The organism is Pseudomonas sp. R5-89-07 (genome assembly GCF_003851685.1).
In the GTDB taxonomy this organism is placed as follows: domain Bacteria; phylum Pseudomonadota; class Gammaproteobacteria; order Pseudomonadales; family Pseudomonadaceae; genus Aquipseudomonas.
The window spans coordinates 3,986,539-4,006,971 of record NZ_CP027727.1; the positions used below are offsets into that span (position 1 = coordinate 3,986,539).

At 60.9% G+C, this 20,433-nt stretch carries 17 protein-coding genes and 1 pseudogene; 5 read left to right on the plus strand and 13 right to left on the minus strand.

Features of this window, described 5'->3' with window-relative positions; genetic code table 11:
• Nucleotides 1-45: 45 nt before the first annotated feature.
• Nucleotides 46-576 (minus strand): hypothetical protein, encoded by a 531-nt coding sequence (locus C4J94_RS18245; RefSeq protein ID WP_124387442.1) that lies wholly within the window; start codon nt 574-576, stop codon nt 46-48.
• A gap of 60 nt (nt 577-636) precedes the next feature.
• The gene (locus tag C4J94_RS18250; protein WP_124387443.1) at nt 637-2,091 is read right to left on the minus strand and encodes an MFS transporter; all 1,455 of its coding nucleotides are present in this window, start codon (nt 2,089-2,091) and stop codon (nt 637-639) included.
• A 99-nt stretch (nt 2,092-2,190) separates the two neighbouring features.
• Between C4J94_RS18250 and C4J94_RS18255 the strand changes: the two genes are divergently transcribed.
• Entirely contained in the window at nt 2,191-3,009 is an 819-nt protein-coding gene (locus C4J94_RS18255) for a helix-turn-helix transcriptional regulator (protein WP_124387444.1), read from the plus strand.
• 119 nt (nt 3,010-3,128) lie between these two features.
• Here the strand turns inward: C4J94_RS18255 and C4J94_RS18260 are convergent, their stop codons facing one another.
• The 3 genes from C4J94_RS18260 to C4J94_RS18270 all read right to left on the minus strand — a co-directional run bounded on the left by C4J94_RS18260 (nt 3,129) and on the right by C4J94_RS18270 (nt 6,263).
• On the minus strand, nt 3,129-3,362 hold the full coding sequence (locus tag C4J94_RS18260) for a hypothetical protein (protein ID WP_124387445.1): 234 nt from the start codon (nt 3,360-3,362) through the stop codon (nt 3,129-3,131).
• A 167-nt stretch (nt 3,363-3,529) separates the two neighbouring features.
• Complete coding sequence (locus C4J94_RS18265; RefSeq protein ID WP_256657555.1) at nt 3,530-4,384, minus strand: HNH endonuclease; 855 nt, start codon at nt 4,382-4,384, stop codon at nt 3,530-3,532.
• A gap of 424 nt (nt 4,385-4,808) precedes the next feature.
• On the minus strand, nt 4,809-6,263 hold the full coding sequence (locus C4J94_RS18270) for an MFS transporter (RefSeq protein WP_124387446.1): 1,455 nt from the start codon (nt 6,261-6,263) through the stop codon (nt 4,809-4,811).
• Nucleotides 6,264-6,456: 193 nt separating this feature from the next.
• On the opposite strand from C4J94_RS18270, the gene C4J94_RS18275 reads away from it, so the two are divergent.
• A complete protein-coding gene (locus tag C4J94_RS18275) occupies nt 6,457-6,828 on the plus strand; it encodes a cupin domain-containing protein (RefSeq protein ID WP_124387447.1) in 372 nt (123 codons plus the stop codon).
• Nucleotides 6,829-6,890: 62 nt separating this feature from the next.
• On the opposite strand, the gene C4J94_RS18280 is transcribed toward C4J94_RS18275, so the two are convergent.
• From C4J94_RS18280 to C4J94_RS18305, 6 genes are all read right to left on the minus strand, one after another.
• Nucleotides 6,891-8,297 (minus strand): amino acid permease, encoded by a 1,407-nt coding sequence (locus C4J94_RS18280; protein WP_124387448.1) that lies wholly within the window; start codon nt 8,295-8,297, stop codon nt 6,891-6,893.
• A 134-nt stretch (nt 8,298-8,431) separates the two neighbouring features.
• A complete protein-coding gene (locus tag C4J94_RS18285) occupies nt 8,432-10,156 on the minus strand; it encodes an OPT family oligopeptide transporter (RefSeq protein WP_124387449.1) in 1,725 nt (574 codons plus the stop codon).
• A gap of 84 nt (nt 10,157-10,240) precedes the next feature.
• On the minus strand, nt 10,241-10,867 hold the full coding sequence (locus tag C4J94_RS18290; RefSeq protein WP_124387450.1) for a glutathione S-transferase family protein: 627 nt from the start codon (nt 10,865-10,867) through the stop codon (nt 10,241-10,243).
• 66 nt (nt 10,868-10,933) lie between these two features.
• Nucleotides 10,934-12,991, minus strand: a complete 2,058-nt coding sequence (locus C4J94_RS18295) for a methyl-accepting chemotaxis protein (protein WP_124387451.1) — start codon at nt 12,989-12,991, stop codon at nt 10,934-10,936.
• Nucleotides 12,992-13,242: 251 nt separating this feature from the next.
• Nucleotides 13,243-13,938: a tRNA (adenine(22)-N(1))-methyltransferase TrmK gene (locus tag C4J94_RS18300; RefSeq protein WP_124387452.1), complete on the minus strand. Its 696-nt coding sequence runs from the start codon at nt 13,936-13,938 to the stop codon at nt 13,243-13,245.
• 13 nt (nt 13,939-13,951) lie between these two features.
• The gene (locus C4J94_RS18305) at nt 13,952-14,662 is read right to left on the minus strand and encodes a FadR/GntR family transcriptional regulator (RefSeq protein WP_124387453.1); all 711 of its coding nucleotides are present in this window, start codon (nt 14,660-14,662) and stop codon (nt 13,952-13,954) included.
• A 336-nt stretch (nt 14,663-14,998) separates the two neighbouring features.
• On the opposite strand from C4J94_RS18305, the gene C4J94_RS18310 reads away from it, so the two are divergent.
• Both C4J94_RS18310 and gudD read left to right on the plus strand, forming a co-directional pair.
• Nucleotides 14,999-16,360, plus strand: coding sequence for an MFS transporter (locus C4J94_RS18310; RefSeq protein WP_124387454.1), 1,362 nt, complete (start codon nt 14,999-15,001; stop codon nt 16,358-16,360).
• Nucleotides 16,361-16,378: 18 nt separating this feature from the next.
• Nucleotides 16,379-17,704, plus strand: a complete 1,326-nt coding sequence (gene gudD / locus C4J94_RS18315; protein ID WP_124387455.1) for a glucarate dehydratase — start codon at nt 16,379-16,381, stop codon at nt 17,702-17,704.
• Between the two features lie 59 nt (nt 17,705-17,763).
• Here the strand turns inward: gudD and C4J94_RS18320 are convergent.
• Both C4J94_RS18320 and C4J94_RS18325 read right to left on the minus strand, forming a co-directional pair.
• Nucleotides 17,764-17,988: pseudogene (locus C4J94_RS18320) on the minus strand (addiction module antidote protein); the annotation flags it as partial.
• 22 nt (nt 17,989-18,010) lie between these two features.
• Complete coding sequence (locus tag C4J94_RS18325; protein WP_124387456.1) at nt 18,011-18,934, minus strand: ABC transporter substrate-binding protein; 924 nt, start codon at nt 18,932-18,934, stop codon at nt 18,011-18,013.
• A 240-nt stretch (nt 18,935-19,174) separates the two neighbouring features.
• Between C4J94_RS18325 and C4J94_RS18330 the strand changes: the two genes are divergently transcribed.
• Nucleotides 19,175-20,410 carry an acyl-CoA dehydrogenase family protein gene (locus C4J94_RS18330; RefSeq protein ID WP_124387457.1) on the plus strand — a complete coding sequence of 412 codons (1,236 nt, stop codon included), beginning with the start codon at nt 19,175-19,177 and terminating at the stop codon, nt 20,408-20,410.
• Nucleotides 20,411-20,433 lie beyond the last annotated feature (23 nt).

Genomic DNA, 20,433 nt, shown 5'->3' on the forward strand with positions numbered 1-20,433 from the left:
CCTGAGTTCAGTAGACATGCCAGGGCGGGTCAATGTCAGTGGTTCTCACCGGCATCGCCCAAGAAGCCTCACAATTTCCTGGACTGCTGGTATGTCCGGAGTACTTCGCAACAGCACATCGTTCGAACACCATGGATAGGGCAGCCTGCTCGCCCACTGAAAGATTGAATTACCCAATTGACTGGGCAGGGTTTTCATTTCTTCAATCGTTATTGTGAGCTTCGAGATCAACCCAGCGTCATCTCGACAAACCCATTCATACTCGCCGAAACCTATCCGCACCGCCCCGGTACCTTTTTCTGACATACAGACGAGCCAACCGCAACGGAATGTGGCAACGTTGCCCGGCGGTGGCCCCAGGCAAAACGTATAGATATTTTCATAGCGTTGCGCGAACTGACTGACCAAAGTGGCTGATATGCCATCCAGGCCTTTCACTGTTGATGGAAAGGATATTTCATCGGTTTTAACATTCATCACAAGTTCTGCATCAGCAGCGAATGCACGACACATGAGATGCGGCCGGTTGCCATCTTTGGCAAGAATATAAGTCTCGATAGCGTGGGTGAGCGACATCACTTGGATTCCCTAAAACGAAGTTTGACTTCATCACGAGTGCTTGGTTATTTACGGACTTTAGCGGGTGAATGACGGCATTCTGGCCAACAGCATAAGCAGTATGAACGACAGAGCGGCTGCCACCAGGTTGTATAGCATTCCCGCCACGAAAGCCGCCGCGTACGGGCCGGCAAGGGGTAACCCGTCAGCCCTGGCATCCAGCGCCGTGGCGAACAGGATCCCGACTACAGCAACACCCAGCGCAGCACCGATTTGTTGTAGCGTCGATATCACACCGGAGGCCATACCCGCCTGAGTCTCCTCTACAAAGCCCAGCACCAGATTCAGAAGCGGAGTCATAACGAAACCTTGTCCAATCCCCACCAGGATCAAAACGGCGATCAAACGCACCGGCATCAACTCCGCATCTGCAAGGCTAACGTGTGCAATCAGCAATCCCAGGGCGCTCGCATAAACCAATGCCCCCATCGCGATAGCAGGCGTCCCCCAGCGAGCGATCAGGCGCGGGGCTGCCAATGAAGCCACGACGAAGCCGACGCTGCATGGAGCGAAGATGCTCCCCGCCATAAACGGATCAAGGCCTAAACCGGTTTGCATCAGTAGTGCGAAGCAAAGGAAAAAGGAACTGGACGTAGAGTAGATCAGCAACACCAGCACCGCACCCAGGGCAAAACGGCGCTGGGCCAGCAGGCGCATATCTACCAAAGGCTGATGTCCGGCACGGCGCTGCCTCTCTTCGTGGCGATAGAAAACTGCGAATAGCACCATCGCCGCAACCAGACACCACAATGTCCAAGCAGGCCAACCGTGCCCAGGCCCTTCGATCAGTGGCACCAGTAGCAAGGCCAGGGCGCTGCTGACCAACCCTACACCTCGCCAATCCAGCACCGGCGGTTGCGATGCACGGGATTCAGGAATGAACTTTGCGGCGACCATCGCGAATAGCCCTACTGGCACATTGACGAGGAAGATGGTGCGCCAGCCCAATCCAAACAGGTTTGCATGCACCAGCCAGCCTCCAAGTACCTGTCCCGCTATAGCCGCCAAACCAAGCGTCATACCTAGCAGGCCAAATGCCCGGCGGCTGTCCTCGCCACTGAAGTTGACGCGGATCGAGGCATACACTTGCGGGAACAATAGCGCCGCCGCCAGTCCTTGCAAGACACGAGCAGCAATGAGGAATCCGGCCGTAGGCGCCAGCCCGCACAAGCCAGATGCCACTGTGAACCCAGCCATGCCGACTACGAATAAACGCCGTCGTCCCAACAGATCGCCCAGACGCCCCCCGGTAATCAACAGTACCCCGAAGGCCAGCTCATAGCCTGCGACGATATAGCCGATCTGGGCGAAGCTGGCATCCAGACTGGTTTGCATGCTGGGAATCGCGACGTTGACCACGAACAGGTCAAAGATAGTGACGAAGCCTGCCAACAATAGGACATAAAGACCTAGCCACGCAGGCATCAGCGAGGTGCTCGTAGCCGTTGTGGTGAGTCGAGAACCAGAACTCATGGGTGTGCTCCAGACGTAGTGAAGCGCTGATTCTCAATTGAACTTTAACTAGTTACAATTTAACCATTTATACTATTACTAAAAACACCGGACTAAACAGTGCCGACCCTGAAGCGAACCCGCGAAGACCTTGCTGCCTTTCTACGTGCCCGTCGAGAACGGCTGGCCCCTGATGACGTTGGGTTACCTGGCGGGGGGCGTAGGCGGACTCCGGGGTTACGCAGGGAGGAAGTCGCTGCACTCGCCGGGGTGGGGCTAACCTGGTACACGTGGCTGGAACAAGGCCGTGACATTGGCGTATCCGCTTCGTTTCTGGACAGACTCGCACGCGTGCTGAAACTCGACGCGGTCGAGCGACGTCACTTGTTCCTGCTGGCCCATGAGCGGCCACCCGTCGAGCCGGGCAAGACGTGGTGCATGGTGCCGCCACTCGTGCGTCGCTTGATGGATGACTTGGCCCCGCATCCGGCTTTCGTACTTAACCTGCGCTGGGATGTGCTGGCCTTCAACGACCCCGCCAATCAACTGTTTGGGTTCGATGCCCACCCTTTGCCGCGACGCAATCTGCTTTGGCTATTGTTCACTGATCAGTTGATGCGCGAGCGTTTCGTTGGCTGGGCCGCACAGGCTCCGCAGATGCTGTCGAGCTTCCGCCGCGACTTTGCTCGCGCCACTTTGCAAGCGGATATTCACGCATTGGTGGACGAATTGGAGCACGTCTCGCCTGAGTTCAAGCACTGGTGGCGACAGCAGGAAGTCCATGCAGCGGGAAGTGATGCCTGCAGCCTGCTGGTTGATGGCGAAGTGGTACTCTTCGAGCACACGTCGTTGACCATCGACGCTGATCGGCATTTGCGGCTGGCGGTCTACGCTCGGCAACTGGACCCCGACCTGAATAGGAGCGATCCCGCTGCCTAGCTTGGGCGCAACAGCGCTCGCTGTAGGCCGCGAACGGCTGGATCGGATGAACCCGCAATTTATGATTGTGCGCTACGAGCGCATGATCGCCCTCACCCGGCATCAGGACCGACTTACCTTCAGCCCTTCAACTCACTGGCACGATTGCTCGCCGCATCGTCGTAGGCCACATACAGCGACTCGGCGATCTGGCTTTTGATGGCCTTGGTGGATTCCAGCCCCAACACAAACCCCTCGGCCTTGCCGCCGGCGCGATTGAGTTCTTCGTGGGTGGACGCGCCGGTGATGGCGTCGAGGAGTTTGGCGGCAACGGGCCCGACGCCTTTGGGCAGGGAGATTTGATCGATGGACATGGCGGTACCTTTAAAAAATGAACGGTAGCGCATAGACCACTGCCGGGACGGGCATGGTAGACCAGCTGGCAAAGAAAGGGGCTGCTTTGCGCCGAAAGTGGGTAAATACCTGCCCCTTTTTCTCAGTCACAGACAAATATTTACGCAGTTAGCCGTTTAGCTCGGCATCACGCCGGCAGCGTATGGCTTTCATCCATCAACTGCTTCAGCTCATGCCTTTCCAGCCATGGCCTGCGCCGGTGCAACATCCTATGACAGTTGGAACACACCAGAGCTAAATCCTCAAGATGAGTTTCTTCGCCGTCCTTGTGCAGCGAGCTGATAGGTTTGGTGTGATGTGCCTCAATAAAGCCAACGCCCACCTCTCCGTAAATTTTCTGAAAGTCCATACCACAGCACTCGCATATCAAGCGTCCATATTTGGTCAACGCTAACCGCTTTGCTTGACGAACGAGCTCCCCATTCCGCTCTCTCACGAAATGCAGCTTCTGCTTGAGCTTTCCTTCAGCGAAACCGTCACGTGTGCGGGGTTTATTTGGATCGAGAGCGTCCGATTTTTGTCTGCTATCAGCCAAAGCGAAGAGTTCGCCGATAAAATCATCAACCTCATTCGGTTCTGCTGGGACAGAAATTTTTACGACGTCTGACAGGAAAGATTCGATGAAGTAGCGCTTTCGCTCGACATTTTTATCGTCTCTTTTCCTGGGAGAATAACTCCAGCTTAAGGTGATCTCGTCCCCTTTACCCTCGGCCCTATGTATCTCCGCGACAGGGCCCGATCTAGACCGAGGGAAAATAACGACGTAGAAATTTCCATCTTCTCGCCAATCGATAAGTAACACCCATATCCCAACGCCTAGTTGATCTATGAACAGGAAGGCGCCTTCACACGGCTTCTCATCGGCCCACTGATGAAATTCGCTCAACTTGCCCGGGGCGTGAGAGCGCTCAAGTTTGTATCTATTTCCACCTGCGGCAGAGGACAGAAGACTAGAGATATTTTTCGCAATATGTCTTTCCACAACCGCTCCTAATTGGATAGTTAAATGACCAGGCTGTAGTGCTCCATGAGGCTGCCAGCCCCCGCTGAGCCGGCATTTACCATGTCTATCGCGGCGTTGCGGTAGTCCACAGCGGCCGCTTTAAGACCCAGGGAGCGGTTGAGCAGATCGGTTAGGCGCTAGGCATTTGCATCGTTCAGTTGGCCGCCTTGTCGAGCACGCTCAGGCAGCGCTGACGGAGAGTGTCATTTTAATCAGTCTATGATTGGCGAGGTCATGAAGGTTATCGACGCTAACGACTCAATCTTTAAGCTAACTGGGCGCGCAGGGACCCGTTACAGACACCTGCACCTTTGCTGCGGTAAGCGCCGCAAAGGTTACCGTCCAATACGTTCGCGAGCTCCACCGCTCCACATTTTGCGGCGACTGGCACTGACACTCACCGTCAATCAGCCGCCTGCGACAACGGCCGCGCCACCTGCTCCAACGCCTTGCGCTCCGCCGCCACGCCCCAGACCGCCTGCACCAAGGCCGCCGCGCACATCAACGCCGCCCCGATCAGATACCCCACGAACAAGCTCCCGCGCTGTTGCGTCTGTATCAACTGCCCGAACAAGGTCGGCCCGATGATCCCGCCCAACCCCGTGCCGAACGCATAGAACACTGCAATCGCCAGCGCACGTATTTCCAGTGGAAACGTCTCCGCCACGGTCAGGTACGCCGAACTCGCCGCTGCCGAGGCGAAGAAGAAAATCACCATCCACGCGATGGCTTGCTGGGTCACGTCGAACCAGCCTTGCTGGAACGCATAGCCACTGAGCGCCAGCAGCACGCCAGAGATTGCATAGGTGAAGCTGATCATGACGCGCCGGCCAATCACGTCAAACAACCGCCCCAGCAGCAGCGGCCCGCAGAAGTTGCCGAGGGCGAGCGGCAGGACGTACCAGCCGACGCGCTCGGCGGGCACGTCGTAGAAGTCAGTGAGCACCAGCGCGTAGGTGAAGAAGATGGCGTTGTAGAAGAATGCCTGGGCGGTGAGCAGCGTCATGCCGACCAGGGCACGACGGCGAAAGCTGACGAATAGCGTGTGGAAAATCTCCGCCAGCGGGGTGTGGTCGCGCGCGTGTAGGCGCAGGGCTGGGCCGCTGGCCGGCGCCAGTGCGTGGCCTTGTTCGCGCAGGCGCGTTTCGATGCCCTCGACAATGCGCCGCGCTTCTTCGTGCCGCCCGTGGATCAGCAACCAGCGCGGGCTTTCCGGTAACCACAGGCGCATCACCAGAATAATCAGGCCCAGCGCGGCACCGATGCCGAAGCACAGGCGCCAGCCGATGTCGCCGCCCACGATGTGCGGGTCGAGCAACACGATGGCGCCACCGGCACCCAGTGCGGCGCCCAGCCAGAACGTGCCGTTGATGGTCAGGTCGACCCAGCCGCGATAGCGCGCCGGGGTGAATTCCTGGATGGTCGAGTTGATCGCCGTGTATTCGCCGCCAATGCCCATGCCGGTCAGGAAGCGGAACAGCAGAAAGGTTTCCAGGTTGAATGAAAACGCCGTGGCCGCGGTGGCGCCCACGTAGAGCCACAAGGTGATGAAGAACAGCTTGCGCCGCCCCAGGCGGTCGGTGAGCCAGCCGAACAGCAGCGCACCCAGCACGGCGCCAGCGATATAGACGCCACCGGCGAGGCCAATGTCGAAGTTGCTCAGGTTCAGGCCAGCGCTGCTTTTCAGCGCCCCGGACACCGAGCCGGCCAGGGTCACTTCCAGCCCGTCGAGCAGCCAGGTGATACCCAGGGCAAACACCAGCAAGGTGTGGAAGCGACCCCAGGGCAAGCGGTCCAGGCGTGCGGGCAAGTCAGTCTCGAACAGCGCCCCCTGGGTGTCTGCGTGTGGTTGGGTCATGGTCACCTCCGTCCTTGTGCAGTGCCTCGTCAGTTATGAGTGAGCCTTTGGCGAGGGAGTTCAAAGTCGTCGCGACGAAGGGCGAGTGGGTTGGCTGCAAACAGCTATGCCCTTCTTTGTATGCAGGATCGTACAAGCGCGATGGCCTGCCGCTTGAGTAGTCTGAGGGCTCTTATTCATCAGAGGTTTCACCATGGCGCAGTCAAAACAACCTGTAAACCTGGCGCACAAAGCGGGGCTCATCGACCAACCATGGAGCCCCAGAGTCGTGGCCGAAATGAATGACTACCAGTTCAAGGTGGTGCGTATCCAGGGTGAATTCATCTGGCATGCCCATCCGGAAACCGACGAGGCATTTCTGGTGCTGGAAGGCACGCTGCGCATCGACCTGCCTGACGGCCCTGTCTACGTGGCTCCCGGCGAGCTGTACGTAGTGCCGCGTGGAGTCGAGCACAGGACCGCGGCCGAAGACGAAGCCAAGCTGATGATGATCGAACCGCGCGGCATCCTGAACACCGGGCATGAGGGTGGCGAGCGTACCGCCGAGAACGACCGGTGGATTTGAAACGCTGGGACGTCTGATCGTCCCCATGCTCTGCGTGGGGATGCCCCTTGGGACACTCCGCGTCAGGGCTGCTCCAACGCCACCGTCTTGACCGCCTGCCCTTGCTGACGCGAGGTAACCAGGCCAATAAAGGAAATCACCAACGCCAAGCCAATCGTCGAGGACACCTCGGTGCGGTGCTCCGGCGTCACCATCATCACTGCCAGCGCCGCGCAGATGAACGCGATCACCAGATAGGTCAGCCAGGGAAACAGCCACATGCGCAACGTCAGCTCGACGTTCTGCCTGATCAGCAACCGCCGCATGCGCAGTTGCGAGATGGCGATCACCAGGTATACCAGCAACGCGATGGCACCTGAACTGGCAAGCAGAAACTGGAACAGGCCCGCGGGCATGAAGTAACTCAACAGCGTCACCCCGGCTCCGATGATGGTGCTGGCAATCACCGCGGCCCTGGGCACGCCCGCCGCTGAAGTGATTTTGAGGGCGCGTGGCGCATCGCCGCGTTTACCCAGGGAGAACAGCATGCGCGACGAGATGTAGATCGAAGAGTTCATGCAACTGGCGACAGCGATCAGCACCACCACGTCGACCATGAACTTGGCGTTGGGGATGTTCATCAGCTCCAACGCACGCTGGTAAGAGCCCACGGACGCCAGCAGCGGGTCGTTCCACGGCACCACGGAGATGACGACCGAGATCGACAACAGGTAGAACACGCCGATGCGCCAGATCACCGAACGTGTGGCCCTGGCGATGTTCTGTGCCGGGTTGTTCGATTCGGCGGCGGCAATCGTCACCGCCTCGGTACCGATGAAACTGAACATGATCGTGATGAACGCCCCCACCACCGCCGACAGGCCATTGGGGGCAAAGCCGCCGTGCTCCTGCATCAGCCGGCTCAAGCCACTGGCTTCGCGATCAGGGATCCAGCCCATCAGCACACTGAAACCCAGGCCAATGAAACCGACGATGGCGATGACCTTGGCCATCGCGAACCAGAACTCGAACTCGCCATATTTGGCAACGCTGAACAGGTTGGTGATCACCAGCACAATGATCGACAGCAACGCGAACAACCAGGCATCGATCTGTGGAAACCACTGATTGAGCACATGCCCGGCGGCCAGCGCCTCGATCGGAATCACCAACACCCAGAACCACCAGTACAGCCAGCCGATGGTGAAGCCTGCCCAGCGGCCAATGGCCTGGTCGGCATAGGTAGAAAACGAACCGGTGTCCGGACGTGCCACGGCCATTTCGCCGAGCATGCGCATCACCAGCACCACCAGCAGGCCGGAGCACAGATACGCCAACAACACCGCCGGCCCCGCCGCCGCGATGGCGTGGCCGGAACCGACAAATAACCCCGCGCCAATGATGCCGGCGATGGACAACATGGTGACGTGGCGCGGCTTGAACCCTTGCGCCAGCTGACCGTTGGAACCGTTGCAGTTGAGGCTATTCATTGTTTTTGTTGTTCTCGGGCGACCAATGCCCACCACCTTAAGTGGGCTGGACACGGCCAAAGTAGCCTGAGCGCGCCATCATCGTGTCTGATCTCGACATTTGCCCGCACTCGTAGCGCGGGTTTCTCATGCCTTTAATGGATCATCTGCCACAACGACGCGCCAACCCCGGTAATGCTCTCCCCCGCAATCAAACCCGCCGCGGCGGTAATTGCAAAGCGCTCGGTCACACTGGGCCAACGACAACTGACCAACCAGGTGACCATGGCGCCCAGCGCCATCATCAGCGACACCGAGGCGGGCAACACAAACGCCAAGCCCAGGGCGGCCGCGCTGGGCAGGTAGCGGCTGCGATGGGCGGACAATGTGCTGTCGAGCACACCCAGCACTACGCCGATCACAGCTGCAATGCCGATGGCCCAGCGAATGCTCGGCGACAGTGAGTCCAGCCCGTGGGTCAGGGTTTGCGCCACGGCCTTCCAGGTGGCGACGGCCGGCGCCGGCCACTCTTCGGTGAGCAGCATGGTCTGTGGGTCCGGGATCAGCGCCAGGTAGGCGAACACACCGACGATGCTGCCAATAAAGATCCCCAGGATCTGCGCGATCACCTGCTTGTGGGGCGTGGCGCCAATCGCCTTGCCCACCTTGAAGTCGTTCATCAGGTCGGTGCATTGCCCGGCCGAACCGCCGGCCGTGTTGGCGCTCATCAGGTTGATCGGCACCTGCCCTGGCGCCGCGATGCCGAAACTCAGCTGGGACAGTTGCCCAATCGCACCAATCGGCGGTATGCCGGTGGCCCCCACCACCCGCGCCGCCACGGCGGCCAGGCAGATCGCCAAGGGAATGGTCAGCAGCGCCATCCACAGGTTGATGCCGAACAACAGCGCCTGCAGGCTCACCACCAACCCGATCGCCACGACAAAGCCTGCGGCTGGACCGGGTTTGGGAACCGTCCAGGCGGTGCCGCCGTCAGCCTGGGTGGAGCGATACAAGGCCCACAATCGAATTGCCAGGGATGCCAGGGTGGAGCACACCATCAGGCTCACCCCAGGCCACAGCAGCCATTCCACCAGCGCGGCGAACTGCGGGCCGCTGCTACCGGCCGGAATGCTCACCAGCCCCTGGGCCAACAACCATGGCCCCAGCCCGCCCCAGGCCAGCAACGCGCCGAGCAGCAAGGTCAGGCCCACGCGGATGCCGATGATGCCGCCAAACCCCAGCAACAGCAGCGAAGGGTCTGCGGTAAACGTCAGCCGCTCAAGCTGGGCGCTCGGCGACCAGCGCGGGAAGGCCCACAGGAACGTATCCACCCACTTGACCAACCCCGACAGCACGGCGGCGCTGAGCAGCACTTTCAAGCGTATCGCGGCTTCGCGCCCCTGGTTGTAGATATGCAGCAAGGTCTCCAGGGTGGCCATGCCTTCGGGAAACTTCAGCGCCTTGTCATTGAGCAATGACGGCCGCAGGTACCAGGCGATCCAGATGCCGAGGAAGCTCACCGAAAACACCCAGGCAATCATCGGGATCGCCTCCAGCTGGTTGCCCGTGAGCAAGGTGTAGGCCGGGATGGGCGCGACCAGCCCGCCGGAAATGATCGACGCGGCGGCCGAGGCGACGGTCTGGTTGATATTGCTTTCGTGTAGCGTCCACGGCAATGCAGCCGCCGAGCGCTTGGCCAAGCCCTGCCAGATCGCATAGCCGATCAGCAAGGCGATGATCGACATGTTGAACGACCAGCCGATCTTCAAGCCGGCGTACACATTGGACGGGGTCAGCAGGATGCCAAGCAGCACCCCGGTGATGACGGCTCGCCCGCTGAGCTCGCGCTCTACGGGGTTGGTTGACGAGATCGGATGCATGCAGATTCCTTTCGACCAGAAGACAGCGCCACTGGATAAGTGAACGCTGCCTGGCGCGAAGGTTCAGCCGCGCTTTACGCCGGTTTATTTGGCGAACGCATACTCGCCGCCCTGCTCCACCGCCTTGCGATACGCCGGTCGTTGCTGGAGTTTGCTTACCCAGGCCGCCAGGTTCGGATACGCCAGCAGCTTGCCCTGGGCCTTGGCAATCTCGCCGATAAAGCTCATCTGGATATCCGCACCGCTCAGTTCATCACCCACCAGGTAGGGGGTTTTGCCGAGTACGTCATTGAGGTAGCCGAGGTAGTTGGCCAGCTCCGATTCAATCCGTGGATGCAGCGGCGCGCCGGCCTCACCCAGGCGTCCGACGTAGAGGTTGAGCATCAGCGGCAGCATGGCCGAACCCTCGGCAAAATGCAGCCACTGCACGTATTGGTCGTAGGTGGCGCTGGCCGGGTCGGGTTGCAGTTGGCCGTTGCCGTGGCGGCGGATCAGGTAGTCGATGATGGCGGCCGATTCGATCAGCACGCGGGAGCCGTCCTCGATCACCGGCGACTTGCCCAGGGGGTGGATGGCCTTGAGCTCGGGTGGCGCGAGGTTGGTTTTCGGGTCGCGCTGGTAACGCTTGATCTCGTAAGGCAGGCCCAGTTCTTCAAGCAGCCAGAGGATGCGCTGGGACCGCGAGTTATTGAGATGGTGAACGGTAATCATAGGGGCAGCTCCGTTAGGGTAAAGGAGAAGACTACACGACGGCGGTAGAGTGCCCCTGAATCGACTTCAGTCCAATCGAAACCGCGCCGTGTTATCGCTCAACGCCCGACTGCCCTTGCTCAGGCTGTCGGCGGCCTGATTGACTGCGCGTGCGCCGTCGAGCAAGCGCCCGGCCGCCTGGTCCACCTGCTGGATGTTGCCGCTGACCTCATCCGCCGTGGTGGCCTGTTCTTCCACGGCGGCGGCGATTTGCGCCAGGGTGTCGGTGACGTTCTGCACGGCGCCGGCGATTTCGCCCAGGCGCGTGCCCAGGCCGGTGACGGATTCGGCATCGCTGAGCGCCTGCTCGCAGGCGGCGCCCATCAGGCTCACGGCCTGGCTGACCGTAGCGCGCAGGCTGTCCACGGTGCCGGCAATCTGTGCCGTGGAGGCCTGGGTGCGTTGCGACAGGCTGCGAACCTCGTCGGCGACCACGGCAAAGCCGCGACCCTGTTCACCGGCGCGGGCGGCCTCGATGGCCGCGTTGAGCGCCAGCAGGTTGGTCTGCTCGGCAATGCCGCGAATGGTGTCGACCACCGATTGAATCTGCTGGCCCTGTTGGCTGACTTGTTCCAGCGCGTTGGCGGTGTCGGTCAGGCGCTGGTTGAGTTGCTGAATGCTCGCTGTGGTGCGCTGGCTGTCGCGGCTGCTGTCTTCGGCGATACGCCGGGTCTGCTGGGCGCTGTCGGAAGCCTGCTCGCAGCTCTTGGCGACGCCCAGGGAAGTGGCGGCCAGTTGGGTCGCAGCAGCGGCAATCTGACTGATCTGGTGCTGCTGGTCTTCGACTTCGGTGAGGGTGCTGCCCGATTGCGCGTTGAGGGTGAGCACGGTGGCGCCCAATTGCTGGGTCTCATGGTTGACACCGAGCAGGCTGGCGCGCAATTGCACCACGGCAACGTTGAGCGCCGTGCTGATGGCAGCCAGCTCGTCGCGTCCCTCCACCGCCACTTCGACGCGCAGGTTGCCGTCGCGCAATGATTCGGCGAGGGTGGTGATGCCACTGGCGCTGCGGCGGATCGACGCTTGCAGGCAGATGAACAGGTACAACGCCGCCAGCGCCAGCAGGCTGAACGTCGCCGCCACCGGGATGAAGTGTTGCAGCGACCGTTCACGGTAGTAACTCAGGCGTGCATCGAGCGACTGCAGCGACTGGCTGCGCAACGCGCCCAAGGCCGCGAGCATGGCGTCGACGCTTTGGTCGAACGCGACGGTGTCGAGCTTGATGGTGCCGCCGAATACACCGTCGTCCAGGGTTTTCAGCTCGCTGTCCAGGCGTTGCAGGCTGGCTTCGTATTGCACCGTCCAAGGCTCCAGGCCTGGGTATTGCCTGGCTTTGAGCGCACCGGCCGCCTTGACCAACTGGTCGCGCGCATCACCGATACGGCCGCGCAGATCGCGCATCTGCAGGCGGCTTTGCAGGGTGAACTGGCCCGAGGCAATCGAGGATTGGCCGACGCTGGCCGTGCGCCCGATACGCTCGATCAAGTCCGGGGTGTGCTGGCTGGAAATCTGCATCAGCAGATAGGTTTCCAGCCACGGATCGAGGATCAGGCCGGCGTCCAGGGTGATCTGTTCACGCAAGGATTGCATCGCGGTCAGGGCGGCGGTGAAGCGGTCATAGCCATCCGGCCACCAGCCGACAGTGCGCAGGGCCTGGGTGTCCATGCCCTTTACGGCGGCCCGCAACGTGTCGAAGCGCGCCAGGGTGTCGGCGCTGGCGTTATGGGTTTTGAGCGTATCGCCCAGGGTTTGCAGGCCTTGCTGGATCAGCGGGCTGCCGGCATCCACTTTGTCCATCGCGGCCTGGGCGGCAGGGGTTGGAGTGTGCAGGATGTCCACGGCTTTCCAGCGGGCGGCCAGGTTGCGCTGGGCGCCCAGTTGCGCGTCGAGCCGGTCCAGCGCCAGCAGTTGGTGCACGCCGGACTGTTCACTGGAAATCACCGCGAGCTTGTCGTGGTAATCCTGGCCGATCATCCACAAGCTCCCGGCCAGCGGCAGCATGAACAAGAAAAACAGCACCTGGAACTTGCGGGCAAAACCGAACCGTCCAAGCAGACGGATACCCGGTGATAAAAGTCTTTGCATGCCCTGCAGCTCCCCTGAACGAACCCATACTTCATAGCCTGGAAATGACTAACGGCAAAATGCCATGTCATTGATTAGCTTGGCTCTAGCAAGATATGGGCCGTTGGATAGAAGCATCGGCGATGCGCGTTATGGTGCGCGTGAGCCGGCCAGCGGTGCGCGAAAATGGGGCGAAAGCACTCAGTGTCGGGCACGCCTTGTAACCGCCGGGGACAGAAGGGCTGACGGTGCAGACGCTCAGATGTAAAACTTCAGCCCAGCAATTGGGTAATCCATTGAATCTGTCGGCCAATCTCGTGCAGCTTTTCTTGCGGCACCGACTGCCTGGCCTTCTCGAAATTGGCCAACGTTTTCTGCTTCTTGCGCAGCAGGCGTTGCCATTTCGCCACGAACATCGGGCTGCGCATTTCCAGGTGCAGCGGCCCGAAGTACAGTTGCTCCTCGGTATAGGTCACCGGCCCGGTACACTCGGCGACAATGATTTCGTAGTAAAAGCGGTTCTCGTGCAGCAGCTCCTCATGCAGGATTCGGTAGCCGTTATCCATCAACCATTGGCGCAACGGTTGCTCACCGCCGTTGGGCTGCAGGATCAGGCGTTGCTGGCCGTTCAGTTGCGCCTTGCCGCTGTCGAGGATGTCGCGGATCGTCTCGCCGCCCATGCCGCACAGGCTGATGGCGGTGATGGCGTCGTCCGCCTCGATGGCGGCCAGGCCATTGGCCCGGCGTACCTGGATGCGCTGCTCCAGGCCGTTATCGCGCACGGTGCGCTGCGCCGCGTGAAAGGGCGTGGCCGCAACCTCCCCCGCCACTGCGTGCGCAATGACACCACGACGCATCAGCGCTACCGGCAGGTAAGCATGGTCCGAGCCGATATCGGCCAGGCGCGCGCCGGCCGGTACCAGGGCCGCCACGCGCTCCAGGCGCATGGACAAGGTGTGTTCGTTCAACGGTGGTTCCTTTTCATTCTCCGGAAAACCGGTCCCGGCTGTTGGTCAGATGCAGCACCATCGCCGCCCGCGCCGCGTCCGGGTCTTGGCGTTTGATCGCGTTGAAGATCGCCTCATGCTCCAGGTTCGCCAGTTGCCCCAGCTGGGTAAAATCCGCCCCGCCACGTTCTGCGCCCACCACCAGGGTACGCGGGATCATCGCAGTGCCCAGGTGCTGCATGATTTCGCTGAAAAACGTATTGCCGGTGGCCTCGGCGATCAGTTGGTGAAAGCGTTTGTCGTCTTCCACACAGCTGTCGTTGTTGGCGAGCGAAGCCTGGTAATCGTCCAGCGCCTGGCGCATATGAGCGAGTTGTACATCGTTACGGCGCAACGCGGCCAGCGCCACGGCTTGCACCTCCAGGCCCAGGCGCAGTTCGAGCATGTTGCGCACGCTGGCGACCGTGTCCACGTGCAGGCGCAGGCCTTGCTGAGGATGTTGCGCCAGCACGAAGGTGCCAATGCCGTGGCGCGTCTCCACCAGCCCGGACGCTTGCAGCTTGGAGATGGCTTCGCGCACCACCGTACGACTCACCCCATGCTCGAGCACGATGGTGGATTCGGACGGCAATTTTTCACCGGGCTTGAGCTGCCCCAGCAGGATGCGCTGGGTCAATGCGTCGACCACGCCCTGGGCCAGGTTGGTGGAGCGTTTGCGCACGGCGGGTGCGTTTTCAATGGGCATCGCTAGAGTCCACGGGGTTAGGCTGAGGGGAGCTTAACACCCTGCTTATGGGTAGTGCCGAGTTGATTCATAACAGCGCCAACTTGTATGACAACCAACCTTAAGCCTAAACACATCGCTTTCGACTTTCGAGCTTGTTTCGAACAGGCGCTACCTTGAGGACCCCTAAAATCCTCTGTAAACGCTGACAAATAACCAAAACGGCGTCCTACGCACGCTCTTAGAAGAACAAATACACTCACCACCGCATTGCAGTTTCCAAAACACCACTTGTATGATGTCTGGCAACAAAACACGCAAACCCGCATAAAAACAAATCAGGGGGAGTTTTGAATTGTGAACAATTCAAGCCATGCATCTGCCGCACCACAAACTGATTCGGTGCTCACCCGCGCCGTGAGCAAAGTGAAGGGCCATGTGCTCCCACTGTTCGTGATCATGTTCATCCTCAACTACATCGACCGGGTCAACATCGGCTTCGTGCGCACGCACATGGAGCATGACCTGGGTATCGGCGCGGCGGCCTATGGCTTCGGCGCCGGGCTGTTTTTCATTGGCTACGCCATCTTCGAAGTGCCGTCCAATATGCTGCTGCAGAAAGTCGGCGCGCGCATCTGGCTGACCCGCATCATGTTCACCTGGGGCATCGTCGCCACGATGATGGCGTTCATCCAGAACGAAACCCACTTCTACATCCTGCGCTTCCTGCTGGGCGTGGCTGAAGCGGGCTTCTTTCCGGGGGTGATCTACTACTTCACACGTTGGCTGCCTGGGGTGGAACGCGGCAAAGCCATTGCGATCTTCCTCAGCGGCTCGGCGGTTGCTTCACTGATTTCCGGCCCGTTGTCGGGTGCGCTGTTGCAGATCGAAGGTTTCGGCTTTCACGGCTGGCAATGGATGTTCGCCATCGAAGGCCTGGCCTCGGTGGCGCTGGGCTTCTTCGTATGGTTCTGGCTGGACTCCAAGCCCCACGACGCCAAGTGGCTGAGCCGCGAGGAACAGGACGCGCTGGTGGAGGCTATCGACCAGGAACAGCGTGATCGCGAAGCCCTGACCACGGTCAAGCCAACCCTCGGCAAGCTGCTCAAGGACCGGCAGATCCTGCTGTTCTGCGCCTTGTATTTCTGCATCCAGCTGACGATTTACGCAGCGACGTTCTGGCTGCCGAGCATCATCAAGAAAATGGGAGACCTGAGCGATGTGCAGGTCGGTTTTTTCAACTCGATTCCCTGGCTGATCTCGATCATCGCCATGTACGCCTTCGCCTCGCTGTCGGGCAAGTTCAAGTTCCAGCAGGCGTGGGTTGCTGCTGCGCTGTTGATTGCTGCCGTCGGTATGTTCATGTCCACCACGGGCGAGCCGATCTTTGCCTTCGTGGCGATCTGCTTTGCCGCCATCGGTTTCAAGTCCGCCTCTTCGCTGTTCTGGCCAATCCCCCAGGGCTATCTGGATGTGCGCATCGCCGCCGCGGTGATCGCCCTGATCAATTCCATCGGCAACCTGGGCGGCTTTGTCGCACCAACCACGTTCGGCTTCCTGGAGCAAACCACCGGCTCGATCCAGGGCGGGCTTTACGGCCTGGCCGGTACCTCGGTGCTGGCGGCGATCCTGGTGTTTTTTGCCAAGACTTCACCTTCTGCCGTGCTGACCTCATCTGCCGCCACGCCAACGCGCGCCGCCATCAGCAAACCTCTTTAAGTCAATCAGGACCTTGCCATGACCACTCCTATCGTTACCGACTTCCAAGTCATCCCCGTCGCCGGCCACGACAGCATGCTGTTGAACCTGAGCGGCGCCCACGGGCCTTTTTTTACTCGCAATATCGTGATTCTCAAGGACAGCAGCGGCCATACCGGCGTAGGTGAAGTGCCCGGCGGCGAACGCATTCGCCAAACCCTGGAAGACGCGCGCAGCCTGGTGGTCGGCCAGCCGATCGGGCAGTACCAGCGCATCCTCAACCAAATGCGCACCACCTTCGCCTCACGGGATGCAGCGGGTCGTGGGCTGCAAACCTTTGACCTGCGCATCACCATTCATGCCGTGACCGCGATGGAGGCCGCCCTGCTCGACTTGCTCGGCCAGTTCCTCGAAGTGCCGGTGGCTGCCCTGCTCGGTGAAGGCCAGCAACGCGATGCGGTGAAAATGCTCGGTTACCTGTTCTACGTCGGCGACCGCAGCGCCACCGACCTGGCCTATCGCAACGAGGCCGACGCCGACGACGACTGGTTCCGCCTGCGCCATGAACAAGCCCTGACCGCCGACGCCGTGGTGCGCCTGGCCGAAGCCGCCAAAGCGAAATACGGTTTCAATGACTTCAAGCTCAAGGGCGGCGTACTGAGTGGCGATGAGGAAATCGAAGCCGTCACGGCCCTTGCCGAGCGCTTTCCGGATGCGCGCATCACCCTCGACCCGAACGGCGCCTGGTCACTCAAGGAAGCGATCCGCCTGTGCCGCGACCAGCATCATGTGCTCGCCTATGCCGAAGACCCCTGCGGTGCGGAAAACGGTTACTCGGGCCGCGAAGTCATGGCTGAATTCCGTCGTGCCACGGGCCTGAAAACTGCCACCAACATGATCGCCACCGACTGGCGCGAAATGGGCCATGCTATCCAGCTGCAATCGGTGGACATCCCCCTCGCCGATCCGCACTTCTGGACGATGCAAGGCTCAGTGCGCGTGGCGCAGATGTGCAACGAGTGGGGCCTGACCTGGGGTTCACACTCCAACAACCATTTCGATATTTCCCTGGCGATGTTCACCCAGGTGGCGGCCGCCGCACCGGGAGACATCACGGCCATCGACACCCACTGGATCTGGCAGGACGGCCAACGCCTGACCAAGGCGCCACTGCAGATTGAGGGCGGCTACGTGAAGGTGCCCGCCAAGCCTGGCCTCGGGGTGGATATCGACATGGACGCCGTGGCCCACGCCCACGAGTTATACAAAGGCATGGGGCTGGGGGCGCGGGATGACAGCGTGGCGATGCAGTTCCTGATTCCGGGCTGGAGCTTCGACAACAAGCGTCCTTGCCTGGTGCGGTAGGGCGGGATCTGGGAGCCATCGCAGCCTCGCAGGGCTCCCGCAGTCAGTGTCGTGGTCGCTTATTTGCCAGCGGCCACGGGTTTTGGCTGCGACGCTTTCTTGCGCGCAATCGGCCGCACGGTCAGCTCCACGCCCAACGCCGCCATTAACTTCTGGATCGTCTCATAGCGCGTTTTAGAGCCGCCCCTGAGGGTTTTATAAAGGCTCTCCCGATTGACGCCCGCAGCCTCGGCCACTTTGTTCACGCCTTGGGCCTTGGCCACTTCGGCAAGGGCTTTCATGAGTTAGCGCTTGTTTCACTCGCGTTCAAAGTGCCCGATCAAACAACGGCGTCACGTCATACCGCTGCTTGAGCATCTGCGCATCCACCAGAAAATCCGCCGTGGCCTGGGCTTCGCTGATGATCGTCGGCGAGATCGGCAGCACTTTGATCGCGTCGCGCTTGAACCACACCTTGGCGATGTCCGGCGCGGACTGGTTGGCCCTGGACCAGGCCTCGGCGTACTCGTCGACGTGGCTGCTGCTCCAGACACGGGCGCGGGTCAGGCGTGCGACAAAGTCCCTGATGATCGCGCCTTTCTGCGCCAGTGCCGGTTCATACGCGACGATATAGGTGGGCGCGCTCATCAGGCCCTTGGCATTGCGGATCAGCGTGCTGCCCTCTTTCTCCTGCAGCGACACATAGGGCTCCCAGGTGCCGAACGCATCGATATCGCCTTGGGTCAGGGCCAGGCTGGCTTCGGCAGGCAGCAGGTATTTGAAGTTGACGCTGCTGCGCGGCACACCGGCTTCGTCCAGGGCTTTGTAGGCCAGTTGCTGGCTCCATGAGCCGTTCCAGATGGCGACTGTCTTGCCTTTGAGATCGGCCACCGAATGAATGCCCTTGCGCGCCACGATACCCACGCCGTCGAGGCTGGTCTGGGTGCTGGCGACCACCTTCACCGGCGCGCCATTGGCGGCGAGGCTGATCACCGGCGTGTCGCCGACGATGCCTACGTCCAGCGCGCCGCTCGCCACCGCCGAGGCCACCGGGGAGCCGGTGTTGAAGCGTTTGAAGTCGATGGTGTACGGCAAGTCTTTGAGCTCGCCCGACAGCTCGAGCACGATACGGTTGGAGAAGAACTGGTCACCCACGGTGAGGGTCAGCGGCTGCGCCGCCCAGGCCGAAGGGCCGTACAGCGCGACCGAAGCCAGGCTCAATAGAGAAAGCAGTGTTCGACGCTTGATCATGCAATTACCCACGGGACAGTTGGTTGGTTCAACCATCTGTGAGCATGCAGTCTGGTCGTTTGGCGTAGAAGCTAACGCAATAAAAGCGCGAGGTTTAATACTGTTGCGCACTATCCATAGAACTGGCGCGTAGCGGCCTAGCTGCTTTTCGTATTAAAAACTTCGGCGCCCCTGGGTTAGGGTGGCGTCACCAGACCACTGGACCCCTGCACCTGAGCCACTTTCAGCAAGGTCCATCGCATGTCGACTCCCGCTTCGAATATCTGGGGCACCGCGCCCTCCGCCCGTTACGAACAACTGGCCGCACCGTTTCGCCCGCTCTTTGCGCAGGTCCTCGCCCAGGCGGCCGAAGCGGATCAATCCCGCGCCAGCCTGGCCGCCGTCATCCAGCAACTGAACGCACTCGGCCTGCCGCGCTGGCGCCTGCCACAAAGCTATGGCGGCCATGGCGCGACGCTGGTTGAACTGTTCACGCTGCTGGCCGAGCTGTCCGCGGCCGACTCCAACATCACCCAAGCCTTACGTGGGCACTTTGGTTTCTGCGAGGACGTGCTCAGCGCCAAAGACCTGGCCTGGCGCGCCAGATGGCTCGACCGCCTGAGCCAGGGCGCCCTGCTCTCGCCCGGCAGCACCGAGGTGGGCAGCCAGGCCCGTGGCGATTTCGAGACCCGCCTCTACCGTGATCAAGCCGGTGCATTGCGCATCAGCGGCAAAAAGTACTACACCACCGGCGCGCTCTACAGCGACCTGATCAGCACCATCGCCACCTTTGAAGACGGCAAGACCTACAGCGTGGTGGTCGACCTCAAGGCGCCCGGTGTGCAGATCATCGATGACTGGAACGGCTTCGGCCAGCGCCTCACCGCCAGCGGCACCTGTGTTTTCGACAATGCATTGGTGGAGGACGACCTGCGCCCCACTGATCAGCGCTTCGGCCACGGCCAATCGTTCTACCAGCTGTACCACCTGAGCACTCTTGCCGGCATCGCCCGCTGTGCCGCGTTGAGCGGTGCAGAAGAACTGCGCAAGCGTGCGCGGACCTTCACCACCGGCAACGCCGATGTCGCGAGTCGCGATGTGCAGTTGCTGCAAGTGATCGGCGAAGTCGCGAGCCAGGCCTATGCCGCCCACGCCATCACCCAGCAAGCGGCGCAGCGGCTGGAACACACCGCGCAAGCGGTGATCGTCGCGCAGCAGGCGCTGCAGGATGACGACCCAGAGGTGGCACTGGCCGAGCTGGAAGTGTGCCTGGCGGTGAATCCGGTGGTGGATGCGACGCTCGCCGCGACCACCGCGCTGTTCGATGCCCTCGGCGCGAGTGCCACCGCCAGCGACAAGGCGCTGGACCGGTTGTGGCGCAATGCGCGCACCTTGGCAAATCACAATCCGCGGGTGTACAAGTCGCGGATTGTCGGCGATTACCTGGTTCATGGCGTGCTGCCACCGGGGCAATGGCGGGTGGGCGTGGCATCGTGATTGCCAACTGAGCGAGCACGCAT

Bases quoted from the DNA above. Each gene is read 5' to 3' on its own strand.
- C4J94_RS18245 (WP_124387442.1), bottom strand. From the start codon at position 576: ATGTCGCTCACCCACGCTATCGAGACTTATATTCTTGCCAAAGATGGC.
- C4J94_RS18250 (WP_124387443.1), bottom strand. From the start codon at position 2,091: ATGAGTTCTGGTTCTCGACTCACCACAACGGCTACGAGCACCTCGCTG.
- C4J94_RS18260 (WP_124387445.1), bottom strand. From the start codon at position 3,362: ATGTCCATCGATCAAATCTCCCTGCCCAAAGGCGTCGGGCCCGTTGCC.
- C4J94_RS18270 (WP_124387446.1), bottom strand. From the start codon at position 6,263: ATGACCCAACCACACGCAGACACCCAGGGGGCGCTGTTCGAGACTGAC.
- C4J94_RS18275 (WP_124387447.1), top strand. From the start codon at position 6,457: ATGGCGCAGTCAAAACAACCTGTAAACCTGGCGCACAAAGCGGGGCTC.
- C4J94_RS18280 (WP_124387448.1), bottom strand. From the start codon at position 8,297: ATGAATAGCCTCAACTGCAACGGTTCCAACGGTCAGCTGGCGCAAGGG.
- C4J94_RS18285 (WP_124387449.1), bottom strand. From the start codon at position 10,156: ATGCATCCGATCTCGTCAACCAACCCCGTAGAGCGCGAGCTCAGCGGG.
- C4J94_RS18290 (WP_124387450.1), bottom strand. From the start codon at position 10,867: ATGATTACCGTTCACCATCTCAATAACTCGCGGTCCCAGCGCATCCTC.
- C4J94_RS18295 (WP_124387451.1), bottom strand. From the start codon at position 12,991: ATGCAAAGACTTTTATCACCGGGTATCCGTCTGCTTGGACGGTTCGGT.
- C4J94_RS18305 (WP_124387453.1), bottom strand. From the start codon at position 14,662: ATGCCCATTGAAAACGCACCCGCCGTGCGCAAACGCTCCACCAACCTG.
- gudD (WP_124387455.1), top strand. From the start codon at position 16,379: ATGACCACTCCTATCGTTACCGACTTCCAAGTCATCCCCGTCGCCGGC.
- C4J94_RS18325 (WP_124387456.1), bottom strand. From the start codon at position 18,934: ATGATCAAGCGTCGAACACTGCTTTCTCTATTGAGCCTGGCTTCGGTC.
- C4J94_RS18330 (WP_124387457.1), top strand. From the start codon at position 19,175: ATGTCGACTCCCGCTTCGAATATCTGGGGCACCGCGCCCTCCGCCCGT.